The organism is Streptococcus sp. 596553 (genome assembly GCF_900411395.1).
GTDB lineage: Bacteria > Bacillota > Bacilli > Lactobacillales > Streptococcaceae > Streptococcus > Streptococcus mitis_BA.
The window spans coordinates 60,916-80,378 of sequence record NZ_OXCQ01000008.1 but is presented as its reverse complement, the minus strand read 5'-3'; the positions used below and the strand labels follow the sequence as shown (position 1 = coordinate 80,378).

14 protein-coding genes are annotated in these 19,463 nt (G+C 41.1%); 5 read left to right on the top strand and 9 right to left on the bottom strand.

Annotated elements, in window-relative coordinates:
- Positions 1-33 precede the first annotated feature (33 nt).
- From murN to recJ, 5 genes are all read right to left on the bottom strand, one after another.
- Positions 34-1,266: a peptidoglycan bridge formation alanyltransferase MurN gene (murN, locus tag DSY56_RS08505; protein WP_112445080.1), complete on the bottom strand. Its 1,233-nt coding sequence runs from the start codon at positions 1,264-1,266 to the stop codon at positions 34-36.
- Between the two features lie 4 nt (positions 1,267-1,270).
- Positions 1,271-2,491, bottom strand: coding sequence for a peptidoglycan bridge formation alanyltransferase MurM (gene murM, locus DSY56_RS08500; RefSeq protein WP_112445078.1), 1,221 nt, complete (start codon positions 2,489-2,491; stop codon positions 1,271-1,273).
- Positions 2,492-2,600: 109 nt separating this feature from the next.
- A complete protein-coding gene (locus tag DSY56_RS08495; protein WP_000290034.1) occupies positions 2,601-3,380 on the bottom strand; it encodes an alpha/beta hydrolase in 780 nt (259 codons plus the stop codon).
- A gap of 67 nt (positions 3,381-3,447) precedes the next feature.
- A complete protein-coding gene (locus DSY56_RS08490; RefSeq protein WP_081571509.1) occupies positions 3,448-5,109 on the bottom strand; it encodes a ribonuclease J in 1,662 nt (553 codons plus the stop codon).
- A gap of 173 nt (positions 5,110-5,282) precedes the next feature.
- Positions 5,283-7,505 carry a single-stranded-DNA-specific exonuclease RecJ gene (recJ, locus tag DSY56_RS08485; protein WP_200832417.1) on the bottom strand — a complete coding sequence of 741 codons (2,223 nt, stop codon included), beginning with the start codon at positions 7,503-7,505 and terminating at the stop codon, positions 5,283-5,285.
- A 175-nt stretch (positions 7,506-7,680) separates the two neighbouring features.
- Here recJ and DSY56_RS08480 point away from each other — a divergent pair, with 175 nt between their 5' ends.
- The 5 genes from DSY56_RS08480 (at position 7,681) to DSY56_RS08455 (ending at position 12,088) form a co-directional block, all read left to right on the top strand.
- Positions 7,681-8,439: an amino acid ABC transporter ATP-binding protein gene (locus DSY56_RS08480; RefSeq protein ID WP_112445076.1), complete on the top strand. Its 759-nt coding sequence runs from the start codon at positions 7,681-7,683 to the stop codon at positions 8,437-8,439.
- Between the two features lie 10 nt (positions 8,440-8,449).
- Positions 8,450-9,244, top strand: coding sequence for a transporter substrate-binding domain-containing protein (locus tag DSY56_RS08475; RefSeq protein WP_112445074.1), 795 nt, complete (start codon positions 8,450-8,452; stop codon positions 9,242-9,244).
- A gap of 12 nt (positions 9,245-9,256) precedes the next feature.
- Positions 9,257-9,934, top strand: a complete 678-nt coding sequence (locus DSY56_RS08470) for an amino acid ABC transporter permease (RefSeq protein WP_000131137.1) — start codon at positions 9,257-9,259, stop codon at positions 9,932-9,934.
- Positions 9,935-9,943: 9 nt separating this feature from the next.
- Positions 9,944-10,603 (top strand): amino acid ABC transporter permease, encoded by a 660-nt coding sequence (locus DSY56_RS08465; RefSeq protein ID WP_112445072.1) that lies wholly within the window; start codon positions 9,944-9,946, stop codon positions 10,601-10,603.
- Between the two features lie 294 nt (positions 10,604-10,897).
- Entirely contained in the window at positions 10,898-12,088 is a 1,191-nt protein-coding gene (locus tag DSY56_RS08455; protein WP_200832411.1) for a ferredoxin reductase family protein, read from the top strand.
- 318 nt (positions 12,089-12,406) lie between these two features.
- Here DSY56_RS08455 and DSY56_RS08450 read toward each other — a convergent pair whose 3' ends face one another.
- The 4 genes from DSY56_RS08450 to DSY56_RS12065 all read right to left on the bottom strand — a co-directional run bounded on the left by DSY56_RS08450 (position 12,407) and on the right by DSY56_RS12065 (position 19,463).
- Positions 12,407-13,288: a class II fructose-bisphosphate aldolase gene (locus DSY56_RS08450; RefSeq protein ID WP_001019006.1), complete on the bottom strand. Its 882-nt coding sequence runs from the start codon at positions 13,286-13,288 to the stop codon at positions 12,407-12,409.
- Positions 13,289-13,428: 140 nt separating this feature from the next.
- Positions 13,429-14,757 carry a sensor histidine kinase VncS gene (vncS, locus tag DSY56_RS08445; RefSeq protein WP_112445068.1) on the bottom strand — a complete coding sequence of 443 codons (1,329 nt, stop codon included), beginning with the start codon at positions 14,755-14,757 and terminating at the stop codon, positions 13,429-13,431.
- A complete protein-coding gene (gene vncR, locus DSY56_RS08440; RefSeq protein WP_112445067.1) occupies positions 14,754-15,410 on the bottom strand; it encodes a response regulator transcription factor VncR in 657 nt (218 codons plus the stop codon). Before vncR ends, vncS begins: the two co-directional genes overlap by 4 nt.
- 381 nt (positions 15,411-15,791) lie before the next feature.
- Positions 15,792-19,463, bottom strand: a complete 3,672-nt coding sequence (locus DSY56_RS12065) for a hypothetical protein (RefSeq protein ID WP_200832409.1) — start codon at positions 19,461-19,463, stop codon at positions 15,792-15,794.

Below are 19,463 nucleotides of genomic sequence, written 5' to 3'. Positions count from 1 at the left end.
GCTGAAAGAAAACTAAATACTGACTTTTTCATCTTAACGTCCTAATATTTTTTTGAATAACTGAATAGCTTTGTATTTTAAAGATGATGGATGATAACGGAAAGTTCCTGATTTACGTACAATATAGCCATTAAAATTCTGTTTAAAACGCAAAACACCATCACTACCATCAAAAATCCCTTGAATGCCTAGGAAGTTGTATTTAGGTATTCCACGTTTTATGCTTTCCAACATAACATATTTTTGAAGCAGTGCAGGGGCATAGAACTTATTAAACTCAGTGTAAGAACCACTAAAGAGATAAGTCGTTTCCTGAGGCATATAAACAAATAAACTCCCGGCTAAAACAATATCTTCTTCTCCATATTTTTCAATCAAGTCTCGCGCTTCTGCTTTTCGAACTTCAAACGTTTCAAATTGACTAGAATATTCTCTCAGTTGATTTTGTTTTTTCTCAGAATGAGGATTTTTACTCAAATCAAGTCGCAACTTGTCCAGGATTTCTTCTAGTTTACTTTGCTCACCTTGTAATTTGTTCATATATTCCGAAAAATTCAAGGTTGCTATGAGAAACTCAGCTTGTTCTCCAAATGAATCATAAAAGTGCTCATAATATTCTAAACTTTTATCACTGTATTCTCTACGTTCAGAGGTTTCTTTTGTTATATTCTTAAAAATCGATAGTTCTTCACGTTGTAACTTTTTCAACCGAATGCCAAACGTTTCAGCCTTTTTCACCAAGGGTTTACCCTTTTTGCTAAAACTTTTAAGCAAATTCTTTTCAGTTAATTCAGTCAAATCTTTATAGTATAACCAATCCGGCTCTCCACCTGGATAACCTGTCGTCAAGCCATCAAATTGATAACCTAAATCAGTTAAACCATGAATGATATTTTTTTTCTCAGCATCTATTGGATTACCTTGGCTATCAAAAGTTTGATAAGTTTCATAAGGTTTTACAAGCAACTCTAATACACCATTTTGCTTGGCATATTCTTTTAACTCCGCATAAAAAACTGGAAGTGCATCTTGTTGGGTATAAATCGGCCCCGAATTGATCTCCATATGCAGACCACCCAGCATGGGCAAGCTATAAACCAGAGCTGCAACTTGAATCTCTCCTTCTTGTTTCAAAGCAAGATAAACAATTCGAGCCCCTCTTTTTTCTAGCAAATCCCCCATCTGAACCGATTGCATAAAGGAACGAGAAGAAACCTGATCAGAATAAGCCTGAAACTCTTCTTTCGTGAGTGTAATTAGTGCCATATACTTACTTTCTATGTTTTTTTCTTAATGTTTTACGGAAATCAAGAGCAAGTCTTAACAGAGGATAGAGAGGATGGGTAGGTATTGTAAATTCACCCAAGTATTCTTCAATCGTTGGATTAAATTTTTCCTTAAAATGATAAAGTCCACCATTGAGAGAGTTTTCAACACCACCTAAATTTTGCCAGACCATACCTCGCTCAAAGGCATAGCGAGCTGTTTCATACCAAGTTAAAATTGGTGCATTGTAACGTTTAAAATCATCATCCATACCAGCATATAGATTGACAGACGTTTGTCCGAATTCTAAAGTCAAGGTAGCCGCTAAAGGAACTCTTGCTTGACCTGCATCCATATATTCCTGCAGGAAAGTCAATTCCTCTAACAAACGTTCTTTTTCCTTCTTCTGCGCTTCTACTTTTGAAGTTCGAGTTGACTCAGTAAAGGTCTCTTCCAAGGCTCTGTTTTTCGCCAACTGTTCGTCTAATTCTTGCGAACGTTTAGAGACATCCAAGGTGGCCAAGGTGATATAGGCCTTGTCCTTAAAATTATCTAACAACTTTTTATAATAGGTTTCATTCCTCAAATGAATCTCTTTCCGCTTCTCGGTTTTTTTCATCAAAAAGGAAAAGGACTCCAATAATTCAGTCCCACCAAATTGAATCTCTACACCCTTATTCCGTGCTGTTCGAATAGCCTGTTTTGTTGACTTGGAAAGTTTATCTTCTTCAAAATTTTCCTTGTATATTTTCGCCTGAATACGAGGTTGAATGGTGTCTCCCATTTCCTCTGTTTTTCCTGACCACCTTACTCCCATTTGTTGCAAACTATCAATAATAGCCAGATTTTCAGGAAATTCTGTTTTTTCCTGATTAATTAAACTTTGAGACAGGCAAATACTTGGGTCAAAAGTCACAAAAATAGCTCTCTTGCTACGAGCATAAGACTTAATAGACTGAATGACAAAATTCAAGAGTTCTGTATCCCCATAATCCAATATAGGCCCTCTTGGGATGTAAAACATTTTATAGCCTAGCGGAAGAGTTCTAATCAAAATACTAGCTGTCGCCAGTAATTTTTCTTCCCTGTAGACACCAAACTTCTCATGTTGCCAATCAGACTTCACTTCTTCCCAAGCACTACTTTGTAATACATTGGCTAATTCATGGTCTTTGACAAACTGATCATATTCTAATGCGGGAATGCCAATTTGATAACGGTACATTTCCTACTCTCTTTCCTCCAGTATCTTATTACTATTCTACTACTTTCGTTTGAAAAGTCTAGTGAAAACATATTTTATTTTAGTTCTACTCCCTACACTAAAGTTCAAACTAAGTCAGTCTCTCTTCTAATTTGAAATCAATTGGTAGGGTTGCTAAGAACCGTTCCAATTGTTTTTCCCAATAATACCACTCGTGAGTTCCAGCGCTATGGCTATAGGTCACATCAAAGCCCAGCTTTTTGAGATTTTTCACTGCGAGATTATTGGATTCGTACAAGAAATCCTGTTCGCCACACCAAGCCCACAGCTTGGTCTTTTTATCCGATTTTTTAGCCAGACTTTCAAGCGAATAGGGACTAGTTGTCCAATCTTGAATCTCTCCAAAAACACCTCTCCAGTATGCTGGTGTTCCCAAATCTTGACTTTCAGGAGAAAACTCTTGAAAACTAAGGGCGCCTGAAAAGCTAGCTGCATGAGAAAAACGATTTGTTGCAAGAGCCAGTTTAAAGCAGCCGTAGCCTCCCATAGAGAGACCGGCGATAAAGGTCTTTTCACGCTTACTTGTCATATTAGGGAAGAAGCGTTTCAGAACCTGTGGCAATTCCTCTGCTAGAGCTGTGTAATAGTCAAAACCATACTGGGTATCAGTGTACCAACCGTTGCTGGTATTGGGCATGACGACGATGAGATTAGTCCCCCGAAGCAAGCGTTCTACATTGGTCCGCTTGAGCCAACTATTATGATTGCCAGACATCCCGTGCAAGAGGTACAAGACAGGGATATCTTTACACTCTGGTTCTTCCACTCGATTGGCATCAGGGTAGAGGACATTCACTCCCCACTCCATATCCAAAACTTGTGAGTAATACTCGATTTTCATTACTGCCATAATTTTTTCCTCTATTTTTCTATAAGAAAAAGCCGAAATTCGACTTTCTCCCTGTTTATTTCAACGATTATTTTGCTTCCATGACTACTGGTAAAATAGCTGGACGACGCTTAGTCTGGTCAAAGAGATACTTAGTTAAATTATCACGAACCTTCCCTTTGAGATCTGCCCAGTCAAAGTCATCTCCTTGAAGATACTCTTCTACCGTTTGGTTAATCAATTCTGAACTTTCACGGAGAATATCACGACTCTTCTTGAGATAAACAAATCCACGCGTGTGCACACGAGCCTTGGCCACAATTTTCTTCTCACGACGGTTAACTGTGATTGCTACGATGAAAATACCATCCTCTGACAAGACCTTACGGTCACGAAGGACTACATTACCAACATCACCTATAGCATTTCCGTCAATCAAGACATCGCCTGCCGAAACCGCGCCAGCTGGGACAAAGTCCCCATTCTCATAAGCCATACTGGTTCCCTTTTTAGGGATAAAAATGCGTTCTGGCAACATCCCGACCGCCATAGCAGCCTTAGCATGGGCATCCAACTCACGGTATTCCCCTTGAATTGGGAAGAGATACTTAGGTTGCAAGAGATTGATCATCAACTGCAAATCACGCGCATTTCCGTGCCCTGATACATGTAAACTTTGGGTAATCAATTTGACAACCCCTCCTGCCTGATAAATCATATTTTCCACACGCGCAACGAAGGCTTCTTTAGCAATAGACGGAGCCGTAGCAATATAGACCAGGTCCCCATCCTTGATTTCTACATAACGATGGCGACCAATCGACATCTTACGAAGTCCATTGATAGGTTCACCCATACGACCTGTCTCAAGAATAATCAACTCATGGTCTTCAAAGCGAGACATATCTTTCGGCTTAATCAAGAGAATTTCGTTGGCTAAAGACAACTTCTTGAGACGAATCGCTGTGCGGACGATATTTTCAATATCAAATCCTGTCAAGACGATACGTCGACCTGTTTTATCCGCAGCGTCAAAAATCTGCTGGATACGAGAAAGGTTACTGGAAACAGCTGCAACAATGATACGACCTTCCCAGTCAGCAATGGTTTGGGTAATTTCATCTCTAACTTCACTTTCACTAGCCACCTGAATATTGCTGTCCGCATTGGCCGAATCACTGAGGAGAGCCAGGACGCCGTCACGACCGATTTCTGCCAAACGAGCGAAGTCTGTCGCATAGGATTCACTAGCTGTCTGGTCAAATTTGAAGTCACCTGTATAAACGATGCTCCCTTCAGCTGTCTTCAAGACAATTCCCAGGCTCTCTGGAACGGAGTAAGTCGTAGGGAAGAAGGAAACCACTGTCCCACCAAAATCAATCTCCGTATCTTCATCAATAACATGAAAATCATTAAATTTCTTGACTGCGTCATTTCCTTTGACAAAGAGTTTTGCCAACTCAATGGTCAACTCAGAGCCAAATACAGGTACCTTGGCTTCAGCCAAGAGATAAGGCAGAGCACCAATAGCATCTGCATGGCCGTGAGTTAAAAATACCCCAGCAATTCGATCTTTATTTTCAAAAAGGTAGTCCATCTTTGGAATCACCACATCGACCCCTAATTGTTCATTTTCGGGATATTTTAACCCTGCATTCAAAACAAAAATGGACTCTCCAATTTCAGCAATGTACATATTTTTCCCATTTTCACGTACACCACCAAGTGTTGTTAAACTAATATTACTCATTTTTCCTCCAAAATCTTAGTTTATCTTGATTATAGGGTTGCTTACCCTCTTATTCTAAAAGCACTATTACTGTTAGCCGAATCTTTTCCTACCATTATACCATTTTTTTGATGATTTTCAAAATGAAGATTTGTTTTCAAAAAAGAGCTGGTTTCCCAACTCTTTCCTATGATCTACTCTTTTTCCATTAAAAAGTCATAAATTTCTTGCACGGTACCCAGCGCCATCATTTCTTGGTCTTTGACGGTTTGTTTGAGATTTTGGTAAATCTGACTTTCTCCGATTTCTCTCTTTGGCGCTTCTTTATTGACTGTCATAACCCCATCTTTGATGGTCACAAAGCCTAGTTCTTTAAAGACTTGAATCATCTTAACCAGCAAGATTTGTTGGATATTGAGATAAGCAGCCAAATCCTTGAGCTTGTAGCGAATATCAAACTCTGGAAACTGGTAGATAGTCTTGTACAATTTGGCAAACTGCTCTCTAGTCCCATAGCCTGTCAGATAGTAGGCCTTGTCAATATCATTTTTGAAATAGACAGCGGAAAAATTCTGTTTCTGAAAAATGGTCTTCAGCTGAGTAATATCCTCAGGAACGGTTTTTACGACAACAGCTTCACTATTTACTAGACTCGGTAATTCTCCAGCAAAATCCAAGACTGGAACTCCTTCTGGCAAGACTGCATTCTTCCCACGGATGTTAAAAAGTTGAACACCCTCTACACGCGCATCCACCATCATCAATTGGAGGGCAGTTTGGCCATTCCATTGGTTGACAGACAATTTGACTGCCAACTCTAAATTCTTGGTTTGAGCAAATTCTGTTGCCCACCTGCCTTGTCCGAAGGCCACCACTTCAAAACTCGCCTCACCTTTGGAAATTTTCAACTTGAGATGAGCATTGCCTGCCCCCATAGTACGGGCACTTTCGACCTGAAAATCCTTTATATAAAAGACAGGTTTCTGATTGTCCATTCCAAAAGGAGCTAAACGTTCAAAACTTTTGACCGTTTCCAAGCTAAGTGCCTCCAAATCCAACTCTTCATCTAGGTTTAACTTATTCTTGCCACCAGCATCTGCACCTTTTTCACGAACATAATCTTCCAAAATCTGAGATAAATCTGAGAGTTGCTCAACTTCCAGCGTCATACCCGCCGCACCAGCATGGCCACCAAAGGCGATAAAGAGGTCTCGATGAGGATCCAGAGCTTCAAAAATGTCGACCGCTTCCACACTACGAGCACTGCCCTTGGCACGACCATCCTCTATATTGAGAACGATGACTGTCTGCCCTAGTTCTTCCAACAAACGACCAGCCACGATCCCTAGAACTCCAGGATTCCAACCTTCCTTGGCCAAGACTTGGACCTTCTTCTCAGGGTTCACCATGGTCTTAGCTTCTTCATAGATAGACTGGACGATTTCCTTGCGCTCTTCGTTTTTCTGATGAATCATGAGGGCAATCTCGTGAGCTTCCTCGTCGTCAAATCCAGTCAGCAAATCAATGGCTGGATTAGGATCATCCAAACGACCCAAGGCATTCAAACGAGGGGCAATCTGGAAACCAACCGTTTCTTCTGTCACTTCGTTGGCAGCAATCCCAGCCATGTCCAGCATTTCTTGTAGACCAATACGCTGAGTATGTCCCAACATTTCCAGACCGTATTGAACCAAGATACGGTTCTCATCTGTCAAACTAACCATATCTGCAACGGTACCAATAGCGACCAAATCAAGCAATTCCACTTGTACTTCTTCTAAAAGGGCACACGCCAGCTTGAAAGCCACTCCACAACCAGCCAAATATTTGAAAGGATAGTTCGCATCAGGGTGTTCAGGATGGACAATGGCATAGGCATCAGGCAGGGTTTCAGGCATAGAATGGTGGTCAGTCACAATGACATCCACTCCCATAGACTGGGCCAATTCAATAGCCTCGTGACCAGCAACCCCATTGTCCACCGTCACAATCAAGGAAATTCCTTCTTGCTCGATAAAGTATTTATAGACACTTGTATTAGGTCCATAGCCATCAGTAAAACGATTGGGTAGATAAACACGGCACTCGGCGCCAAGCTGTTCCAAACTTTCCTTAACAATAGAGGCCGAAGTCATTCCATCCGCATCGTAATCTCCATAAATGAGGATATTTTCCCCTTCTTCAATGGCCTGACGAATCCGTTCCACTGCCTTGTCCATATCATGGAGCAGATAAGGGTCATGCAAGTCCTCCAAGGAAGGTTCTAAAAACTTCTTCAGACTTTCTTGGTCCTGAATCCCTCTTTCAAATAATAGCCGAGCCACCTCAGGACCCAGTCCAGCCTTCTTGGCTATCTTTGTAAAATCCGCATCTTCTACCTGCGGGGCAAACTGCCATTCATAAGTAGGTGTTATCAAAAAGACATCCACTCTTTCTAAGAATTCTATTGCTTCATTATAACATGATTTAGGCTTTTTCTCTATCCAGATTGCTTTTTTATAAAATTTTAGTGAATTTTTCAGATATGATTTGACAAGGCAATTCTTTTGGTGTAGAATCGTGTTATAAAATCTAACACAAAGGAGATTCCTTATGGCTTTAGTAGAATTTGAACACGTTGAAAAATATTACGGAGATTACCATGCACTCCGTAACATCAATCTCCGTTTTGAAAAAGGGCAAGTTGTTGTACTCCTAGGCCCTTCTGGTTCTGGTAAGTCCACTCTTATCCGCACCATCAATGGTTTAGAGGCTGTCGACAAGGGAAGTCTTCTAGTAAATGGTCACCAAGTTGCTGGTGCCAGCCAGAAAGATTTGGTGCCTCTTCGTAAGGAAGTCGGCATGGTTTTCCAACATTTTAACCTCTATCCGCACAAAACAGTGTTAGAAAACGTAACACTTGCACCTATAAAAGTTCTAGGAATTGATAAAAAAGAAGCTGAAAAAACAGCCCAAAAATATCTGGAATTTGTAAATATGTGGGACAAGAAAGATTCATATCCAGCTATGCTGTCTGGTGGACAAAAGCAACGGATTGCCATTGCACGTGGACTCGCTATGCATCCGGAACTCCTTCTCTTTGATGAACCAACATCTGCCCTAGACCCTGAAACCATCGGCGATGTTCTGGCAGTTATGCAAAAATTGGCCCACGATGGTATGAATATGATTGTCGTTACCCATGAAATGGGCTTTGCCCGTGAAGTTGCGGATCGCATTATCTTTATGGCTGATGGAGAAGTTTTGGTGGATACGACAGATGTTGATGACTTTTTCGACAATCCAAGCGAACCTCGTGCCCAACAATTCCTCAGCAAAATCATCAACCACGAAAGTGACAAAGTCAAATAAGGAGGCGTCTATGAAAAAGAAATTCTTTTTATCCGCATTATTGATTAGCCTTTTCGGCCTTGCTGCTGCAAAACCAGTCCAGGCTGATACCAGCGTCGCAGATATTCAAAAAAGAGGCGAACTGGTTGTCGGTGTCAAACAAGATGTTCCCAATTTTGGCTACAAAGATCCCAAGACAGGGACCTATTCTGGTATCGAAACTGACCTGGCCAAGATGGTCGCTGATGAGCTCAAGGTCAAGGTTCGCTATGTACCTGTTACAGCGCAAACTCGTGGACCCCTTCTAGACAATGAACAGGTCGATATGGATATCGCGACCTTTACCATCACAGACGAACGCAAAAAACTCTACAACTTCACCAGCCCCTACTACACGGATGCTTCTGGCTTTTTGGTCAATAAGTCTGCCAAAATCAAAAGCCTTGAGGACCTAAACGGAAAAACCATCGGAGTCGCCCAAGGTTCCATCACCCAACGCCTGATTACTGAACTGGGTAAAAAGAAAGGCTTGACCTTTAAATTCGTCGAACTTGGTTCCTACCCAGAATTGATTACTTCCCTACATGCTCACCGTATTGATGCCTTTTCCGTTGACCGCTCTATTCTATCTGGCTATATCAGTAAACGGACAGAACTGCTAAATGATAGTTTTAAGCCATCTGACTACGGTATCGTCACCAAGAAATCAAATACAGAGCTCAACAATTATCTTGATAACTTGGTTACTAAATGGAGCAAGGATGGTAGTTTGCAGAAACTTTATGACCGTTACAAGCTCAAACCATCTAGCCATACCGCAGATTAAGGAGGACACCCTATGACAGATTTATCATCTTGGACAGCCTATTTTCAGGATTTTGGACAATTTTTCAATGGTTTCCTCTTCACCCTTGCCCTAGCGATTGGATCCTTTATCCTCGCCATGGTCTTAGGCATCTTCTTTGGAGCCATGTCAACCAGCAAACGTCCTATTTTGCGTATTTTAGCTCGCATCTTCGTGGAATTTTACCAAAACACTCCCCTCTTGGTACAGTTTGTTATCGTTTTTTATGGCCTACCTCTTATCAGTGACCATATCATCATGATTCCGATTTATTGGACAGCTGTTCTCTGCGTGGGTCTCTATCACGGTGCCTATATCGCTGAGGTTATTCGCTCAGGGATTCAGTCTATTCCTAGCGGTCAGATGGAGGCCGCCTTGTCGCAAGGTTTTACCTATATCAGTGCTATGCGTTTGATTATCTTGCCTCAGGCTTTCCGTATCATTCTCCCACCTTTGACTAACCAAATCGTTAATCTCATTAAGAATACCTCGACAGTCGCTATCATTTCTGGAGTGGACTTGATGTTTGTGACCAAGTCTTGGTCGGCTCTTAACGGAAACTATATCCCAGCCTTTCTAGGTGCTGCCCTTCTCTACTTTTCTCTTTGCTTCCCTGTTGCCCAGTTTGGTCGCAAGATGGAGCAAGCCAACAAAAAAGCCTATTCACTTTAGGAGGTTACTATGGAATCCATTTTAGAAGTTTTGACCCCAGATAACCTAGTCTTTATCTTTAAAGGATTTGGCTTGACCCTCTACATTTCTCTGATTGCCATCATCCTCTCTACCCTTATTGGAACGGTGCTAGCCGTCATGAGAAATGGGAAAAATCCTGTCTTACGCATTATCTCCAGCATTTATATCGAGTTTGTGCGTAACGTTCCTAACCTCCTCTGGATTTTCACTATCTTTTTAGTTTTTAAGATGAAGTCCACTCCAGCAGGTATTACAGCCTTTACCCTCTTTACATCAGCGGTCCTAGCTGAGATTATCCGAGGCGGTCTCAATGCCGTGGACAAGGGACAGTACGAAGCAGGAATGTCGCAAGGATTTACATCAACCCAAATCCTCTACCACATCATTCTCCCACAAGCCATTCGCAAAATGTTGCCAGCCATCATTTCTCAGTTTGTTACCGTGATTAAGGATACCAGTCTTCTCTACTCTGTTATCGCCCTACAAGAGCTCTTTGGAGCTAGCCAAATTCTCATGGGCCGTTATTTTGAACCAGAGCAAGTGTTTAGTCTTTATATCCTGATTGCCCTCATCTACTTCAGCTTTAACCTAGCAATTTCTAGCCTGTCTCATATGCTAGCCAAACGTTGGCAACAAGCTGCAGAATAATACTCTTCGAAAATCTCTTCAAACCACGTCAGCTTCACCTTGCCGTATATATGTTACTGACTTCGTCAGTTCTATCCACAACCTCAAAACAGTGTTTTGAGCAGCCTGCGGCTAGCTTCCTAGTTTGCTCTTTGATTTTCATTGAGTATAAACAGCCACTCTCCAGTTCAATTGGAGAGTTTTTTAATGATAGCAGATATTTATAGACATCAATTTGACACCATACTTTTTCTATGATAAAATGTAACAAATTTATTTACAACAAATCAAAATCTTAATGAAATGGAATTTTCTATGAAATCAATCAAAGGACTACTCTTTATCACAGCTAGTTTTATCTTGACTATTTTGACTTGGATGAACACTTCTCCCCAATTCATGATTCCAGGACTAGCTTTAACAAGCCTATCTCTGACTTTTATCCTAGCCACTCGTCTCCCACTACTAGAAAGCTGGTTTCACGGTTTGGAGAAGGTCTACACCATCCACAAATTCACAGCCTTTCTCTCCATCATCCTACTAATCTTTCATAACTTTAGTATGGGCGGTTTGTGGGGCTCTCGTTTAGCTGCTCAGTTTGGAAACCTTTCCATCTATATCTTTGTCAGCATCATCCTTGTCGCCTATTTAGGCAAATACATCCAATACGAAGCCTGGCGATGGATTCACCGTCTGGTTTATCTAGCTTATATTTTCGGACTCTTTCATGTCTATATGATGATGGGCAATCGCCTCCTTACATTTAATCTTCTAAGTTTTCTTGTTGGTAGCTATGCCCTTTTAGGATTACTGGCTGGTTTTTATATCATTTTTCTATATCAAAAGATCGGCTTCCCCTATCTAGGGGAAATTACCAATCTCAAACGCTTAAATCACGATACTAGAGAAATTCAAATCCATCTTAGCAGACCTTTCAACTATCAATCAGGACAATTTGCCTTCCTAAAGATTTTCCAAGAAGGTTTTGAAAGTGCTCCACATCCCTTTTCTATCTCAGGAGGTCACGGCCAAACTCTTTACTTCACTGTTAAAAATTCAGGCGACCATACCAAGAATATCTATAACAATCTTCAAGTCGGCAGCAAAGTAAGCGTAGACAGAGCATACGGACACATGATCATAGAAGAAGGACGAGAAAATCAGGTTTGGATTGCTGGAGGTATTGGGATTACCCCCTTCATCTCTTACATCCGTGAACATCCTATTTTAGATAAACAGGTTCACTTCTACTATAGTTTCCGTGGAGAGGAAAATGCAGTCTATCTGGATTTGCTCCGTGACTATGCTCAGAAAAATCCTAATTTTGAACTCCATCTAGTAGACAGTAGGAAAGACGGCTATCTTAATTTTGATCAAGAAGAAGTACCCGAACAGGCAACCGTCTATATGTGTGGTCCTCTTTCTATGATGAAGTCACTCTCCAAACAGATTAAGAAACAAAATCCAAAAGCAGAGCTTATTTACGAAGGATTCAAGTTTAAATAACCACTCATACTCTCCTGAGAATTCTAGGAGAGTTTTTTATAGCCAAATGAAACAAGACCGGAGCGATGGAATTTTGGCATTCAAATCAATTGATAAGAATGTTTTATAGTGGAATGAAATAAGATACGAACAAATTGATTAGGAAAATCAAATGAATTTATAGAAATCTTTTAGCAGTCATGGCGTCCTATTCCAGTTTCAAAACGCTATAGAAGCAGCATTGTGCTAGTCTAGATCCAGTTTACTATACTAAAACGAGTAGCTTGAAATCAAAAAACCCACCCAATGGGCAGGTCTTCTCTGTATTATTCAGCTAGATTAAGCTTTACCTTCTGAACCGAATACGTCGATACGTTCTTCAACTGATGCTTGGATAGCTTTTACACCGTCAGCCAAGAATTTACGTGGGTCGAAGAGTTTTTTCTTGTCGTATTCTGCTTCGTTTGCTTCGTAGTCACGAGCAAATTTACGAGTTGCGTTAGCGAATGCGATTTGGCATTCAGTGTTAACGTTAACTTTCGCAACACCCAGTTTGATAGCTGCTTGGATTTGCTCATCAGGAATACCTGATCCACCGTGCAATACGATTGGGAATCCTGGAACAGCTTCAGTCAATTTTTGCAAGTGATCAAGGTGAAGACCTTTCCAGTTTTCTGGGTAAGGACCGTGGATGTTACCGATACCAGCTGCCAAGAAGTCGATACCAGTTTCAACCATTGCTTTAGCGTCTTCGATTGGAGCCAATTCACCATCACCGATGATTCCGTCTTCTTCACCACCGATAGTACCAACTTCAGCTTCCACTGATACACCATTTGCATGAGCAAATTCTACAACTTTACGAGCTTTTTCAAGGTTTTCTTCAACTGGAAGGTGTGAACCATCAAACATAACTGAAGTATAACCAACTCGGATACACTCAAGTGCATCTTCGTAGTGACCGTGGTCAAGGTGGATAGCTACTGGTACAGTGATACCCATTGATTCAACAAGGTTAGCGATCAAGTTGCGAGCAACTTTGTAACCACCCATGTATTTAGCAGCACCCATTGAAGTTTGGATCAAAACTGGAGCTTTTTTAGCTTCTGCTGCGCGCAAGATAGCTTGAGTCCACTCAAGGTTGTTTGTGTTAAATCCACCAACTGCATAACCGTTGTCACGAGCTGCTTGGACAAATTTTTCTGCTGAAACGATTGCCATTTTATCAGGCCTCCTGTATATTTTTATGGGTCATCCCATTTACATTGTTCATTTTATCACTTTTTGACAAAAAAATCTAGTTTTTCCCGTAGTTTCGATTGAATTTCTTCTAGCTTCATCTATGTAAACCCTTTCTCTCCCTAGTCTTGGACAACTTTTGGAAAAGCTATGAAGAAGGTCAAACGATTCTCCTTCATCTCAAAACGATAAGGTAATTTTTCATGTTCCAATAGACTTTTGACCACAAAGAGCCCCATCCCAGACCCTTTGGCCTTGCGACTAGCATTATCAGAAAAAGATTGGACCAGTTTTTCTTGTTCTTCTGGACTACAGCTATTTTCTATAAAGAATTCCCCTTCTATTTCGCCAATTCGAACCAAGCCACCTGGAGTCGAGTGCTTGATGGCATTGCTGATGAGATTAGACAGGATCAACTTCATGACTGATGGATTTAGATAGGCCTGCTGATGGGACAAGCTATTATCAATCTGGAGCTCTCTTTCCTTGGCTAGCAAGGCATAATCCTTAACCAGACTTTGGGTCATCTGGTGTAAGTCAATTTGTTCCCTATCATCTCGTAATTCCTGTACAGAAGAGAGAGAAAGTATCTGGAGAACATGGTGATTGAGCTCATCCACAATCCCCAAGGCAACTCCCAGATAGTGGTCTCTATCCTTATAACGACCGACATTTTCTTTCATGTTTTCGATCAGGATTTTCAAACTAGCCAGCGGTGTTTTCAATTCATGAGAAGCCCCTCGTAGGAATTCGACCTTCATCTTTTCCAGCTGGAGAATGGCTTCATTCTTGTCATGCAAGTCCGCAATGACAGTCAAAAGATGCTGGTAGAGGCTATTGATTTGTTCCTTGAGATCACCAATCTCATCCTTGGAATCCACGCGCAAACGTACTTGAGCATCCAGATCCATCATCCGACGGGTCACCCGCTTGATTTCCAAAATCGGGGCAACAATGGTCCGAGCATAGATGTAGGCCACCAATAGGGAAATCAGAAAGGATGCCAGCAAGGTGTAGGGAAGAAATTGGAGACTGATTTGCTCTGCTTCCTTTTGCAAATCCATGGACGCTAAAAACTGGAGAGTCATGGTGCCACCGTCTTGCGTTTTCACCTCCCGCTCCTCAATAAAGAGAGAGGTAGTCTGACGGTCCGTATCCAGAGGAAGATTGTCCTTGACTTCTAACTTGTCCTCGGTCATCTCACCCTTGACCGCCCCCTTAATCTCACTAGTCTGGGAATACAAGTCTAAGACTTGCTCGATACTCTGTCTATCCTTTCCTTCTAGTGACCGGGCAATAGCTGTCGCTTTCTGGCCAATGGTTTCCTGACGATGACTCAGATAAGTCGAAGGAAAGAGAAAATAAATGGCTAAATGAAGGCAGATAACCAGAACACTAAATATCGAGAAGGTATAGATGAATATCTTTGTAAATAAACCTGTTCGTCTCATTTTCGCTCCAATTTATAACCAACATTGCGCACAGTGAGGATGCAGTCCAGGTCTAGTTTTTTCCGCAATTCCTTGATATAAACATCAATGACGCGGTCAAATGGAACCTCATCTGTCGCTTTCCATACGGCATCGATAATCTGAGAACGGGTCAAGGCCCTTCCTTCATTTTTCACCAAATAATCAAGAATTTCTAACTCTTTGGCATTGATAGCTACTTCCTCACCTGCGAGGCTTGCACTGTAGCTTTCAAAGTCCACCTTGGCATCCTTGTAAGAAAAGATTCTTCCCGTATCATAATAGCGCTTGAAAATCGCATCCACCCTCACTTTTAAGAGGGAGAGGGAGAAGGGCTTTTCCAGATAGCCATCTGCTAGCGAAGCAAAGGCACTCATCTTGTATTCTTCATCCTGAAAGGCAGTCAACATCAAAACAGGAACCTGACTGGTTTTACGAATCTCAGCTAGTACTTCCAGACCATTGAGCTTGGGCATCTGAATATCCAGTAAAACCAAGGCTACTTCATAGCTGGAAAATTTTTCTAAGGCTTCTTGCCCATCTGCAGCCTCAATGGTTTCATAACCACAATCTGTCAAATAGTCACTGATCCCCTCACGGATCATCTCTTCATCTTCTACAATTAAAATTTTCATACTTTAACTGCTCTCTATTTTTTATTTTTCTTATACTCAATGAAAATCAAAGAACAAACTAGGAAGCTGGCCGCAGGTTGCTCAAAGCACTGCTTTGAGGTTGTAGATAGAACTGACAAAATCAGTAACATATATACGGTAAGGCGACGCTGACGTGGTTTGAAGAGATTTTCGAAGAGTATTAGAATAAATACCTACTCTATTTTCTATTATAGCCTCTTACTGGCCTTTTGTCTGTAATCAACTGACCACTAGATAAAACAAAGAGAGCCTATCGCTCTCTCTGCTTGCATTTCACTCTCTGTGGAAGGAAGGTTATTTGGTTTTTGAACTAGTGGGACTTTTTTTAAAGGCTGTAGTCCTTACTGGTTGTGTCTTAGCTTATTTTGTAAACTCTACAACATAATCATAGCCTTTTTCTGTTTTCGCCCCAAAGTAGAAATCATTTACTTTATATCCACGATTTTCCACCTTAGCAATTTTAGCTTTGATTGCTTCTTTGACTTCTTTTTCACTAGCATTTTTTGGAAGTTTGATAGTAGTCTCTCCATCTACATCCAATGCACCAGCTATACCTGGTAGAGTTTTTAGGTTGAAGTAAATGTTAACATTCACAGTTTCTTTTACTTCTGTTGATCTTTTAGCCCTTCTTTGAACTAGTGGAGCTTTTCTAAAGCCTGTAGTTCCTACTGGCTGTGTTTTGGATTCTTTTGTGAATTCTACAACATAGTCATAGCTATCTCCACCTTCAATGATTTGATCTAAGTCTGTTTTTGACGTAACTGTAAAGCCTTGTTTTTTAAGTTTCTCGATTTGGGCTTTTGTTTTTTCTTCAACAGCTCGTTTTAATTCCTCTTTAGATGTCTCTCCAGAGAAAGTAAGCACATTTTCGCCACCTAATTCTCCTAATGCTCCAGCTATATCTTTAAGAGATGTTAAATTATAGTAGATATTTATTTGTTTAGTTTTATTAGATAAATCTCTTTTTGCAACTTTTTTAGCTCTCACTTGAACTTTTGGTGCAATTCTAAAACCTGTAGTTCCTGTAGCTTGCTTAGTGAAAGTGACTACGTAATTAAAGTTTTTCACATCAGTATCTTGCTCAAATACTATTTCTTCTTTTACTGTATATCCACGTTTATTTAATTCTTGAACTTTAGCTTGAATTTTTTCTTTTACTAATTCTTTTGCCTGTGCTTCACTCGTTCCAGCAGGAATCGTAACGGTATTTTTTTCACCAGGATCACCAAAGAAGCCTGGAATATCTTTCATACCATCAAAATTATAATAAATAGAGACTGTGTTTTGAGGTTCCTCAATACTTCTACGACGACGAGTTACTCGAGGTTGGTAAGTTCCTGCACTTCGGAAGCCTGAGTCACCAGTTGTAGAACTGTCCGACGTTGCCGCAGGTTTTGCTTGTGGTGAGTCTTCAGATGAGGACGGCTGAGAAGATGGATTGCTAGAAGTTAGTGCGCTGTTTGCTACTGTACTATTTTCATCTATAGTTGTTCCACCAGCATGACTTTCGATTGGTTTCTTGAAATCAGGTCCATCATGTTCTACACCTGGAGTCTCAATTTCACGTAGTTTATCTCGATATTCATCTATCAGATCAGCTTGTTTATCTGTATCTTGCTCGCTTTTGAGTTTATTATGGTACTCTTCAGTGAGTTGCTTCACTTTTTCAAGTGCTTCTTTTTTCTTATCCTCATTTAAAGTACTCTTATTGATCTCTGCGTCTTTTGTTTTCCTATCGTCATCAATCGCAGCTTTATTACTATCTTTGGTATCTTCTTCTAAAGACTTCTCTGAACCCTGATGTTCCACAGCTGGTTCATCGCCTTGAGGTTTTTCTTCATTAGAAGTTGAATCGTTTGAGTTGCCATCAGTTGTAACGTCTGTTGATGAATTTGAAGTATTTCCCGTTGTAGCAGTCGTTGATTCTGGAGCTGTTGATTCAGTTGATGAACTTGAGTCAGCTGAATTACTTGTTGCACTTGATGAAGCCGTATTGTCTGTAGACGGTTGTTCTTCTGTAACTGGTGTTTCTTCTGCTACGGGATTTTCTGATTCACCTTCATTAGTCACCTCATTTGTAGAGTCTGCTGCTGGCGCTGGTGTTGCTGTTTCCGTAGTTGCAGATGTTCCTGATTCTGCCGACTCTTTTCCTTCAGATTCATTTGCTACCTCTTCTGGTTTTGTTTTATCAGAGGTCAATGTTGAAGGAGTTGATTCACCTGAATCAGCACTAGTTGTAGCGCCTGTTGTTGGATTATTTGATGTTTCGGCGTTACTTTCATCTACTGATGTTGAATCTTCTTTTGGAGCTGGTTTTTCTTCAGTTTCTTTCGCTTCTTTTCCTGTTACTCCTGATTCTTCAACTTCTTTTTCTGAAGTTGAATCTGTTTCTTTTGGTGCTGTAGCTGATTCTGCTGGAGCTTGTGTTCCTGCTTCCTCAGATGTTTTTCCTTCAGCTTCCGATGTAGAATCTGTTCCTGATTCTACAGATGGTTGTGTAACTGTTGACTCACCTTCAGAGGCAGTTGATGAAGATTCAGTTGAAGAAACTGAATCCTCCGCTTTACCTTCTTCTCCTGATTCTTTTGGTGCTGGGTTTTCTTCTACTGGTTGACCTTGTTCTCCTGCAGTTGTACCCTCTACCGCTGGCGCTGGCTCTTCAACTTTCGGCATTTCTGCTTTTTCTTCAGTTGTATTTCCTGATTCATCTGAATTAGCACTAGCTGTAACACCTGTTGATGGAGTATTTGCCGTTTCTGACGTTTTCTCAGGTTCTTTTCCTTCTTCTCCTGTTGTTTCCCCTGCTTCTGCTGTTGCACCTGGTGTAGTTCCTTCTGTTTCATTTTCTTTAGGTGTTGTTTCTGCTGAAGTTTCTGAAGCTTCTGTTGATTCTGTTGCAGCTTCTGCGTTTGATTCAGCTGGTTTCGCTACCTCTGGCTCGGTTGCTTTTGATTCAGTTGGTTTCGCTGCCTCTGGCTCTGTTCCTTCAGCTTCCTTTGCTACTTCTTCTGTTGAAGATGGTGTTTCTGGTTTTGATGGTGCTGGGGTTTCTTCTGCTGGTTGATCTTGTTCTCCTGAAGTGCCTTCCTCTACCACTGGCGCTGGTTCTGTTGGTTCAGCTGACGCCTCTGGTTGTTCAACTTTCGGTGCTTCTATTTTTCCTTCAGTTGCATCTTCTTTAGGTGTTGGAGTAGTTGGCTCTTCTACTTTCGGCGTTGGAGTTTCTGCATTTGGTTCAGCTGGTTTAGCTACCTCTGGCTCTGCTTCTGTTCCTTTTGGTTCAGATGATTCTGTTGGCTCTTCCACTTTTGTCGCTGGAGTCGCTGGCTTCTCTTCTTTCGGCGCTGGTGTTACCACCTCTGGTTCTGTTGCTTTTGCTTCAGTTGATTCTGCTGGAGCTTCTGTTTCTTCTTTAACTTCTGGGCTTGTCTCTGCTGGTGCTTCTGAGGCAGGCTTTTCACCCGATTCTTCCGCTCTTTCCACTACTGGTGCTGATACAGGCTGATAGACTGGGCTATAGTTCACAGTCATTTTTTCAACTTTCTCAGTGACATCTGTTAATTCAAAGGTAACAGCTTTTGTTTCCTGATCTTTCTTGAGCAAGACTTCGTAAGTGCGAACTTCGCCACTGGCACCACTTTCTTTGATGACAATCTTGTGTTTTGTGACTGTATCTGAAACCGTTTCAGCTTCAGTAAAGTACAATTCATTGTGTGGTAAGAATAAATTCTTGCCTGAAGCTTGATTCATTTCTTGGAGTACATCTACAGGGATATTACTTGCTTCGCTGATAACACTTAATGTATCTCCCCACTTAATGACATACTTAAATAAATCACCTTCTTTTTGAAGATCAGCTTTCACTTCCTCAACTGTTCTGGCTACCCAGACACCATCTTGTTCACTTGCTGACACAGTTGGAGCTAAAAAGCCCAGACCTAGCAAAATGACACCTGTCGCAACAATTGCACCAGTTCTCAATTTTCTAAAGCCACGGAGGGACAAGCTTCCTCTAACATTTGTTTGTCTCAT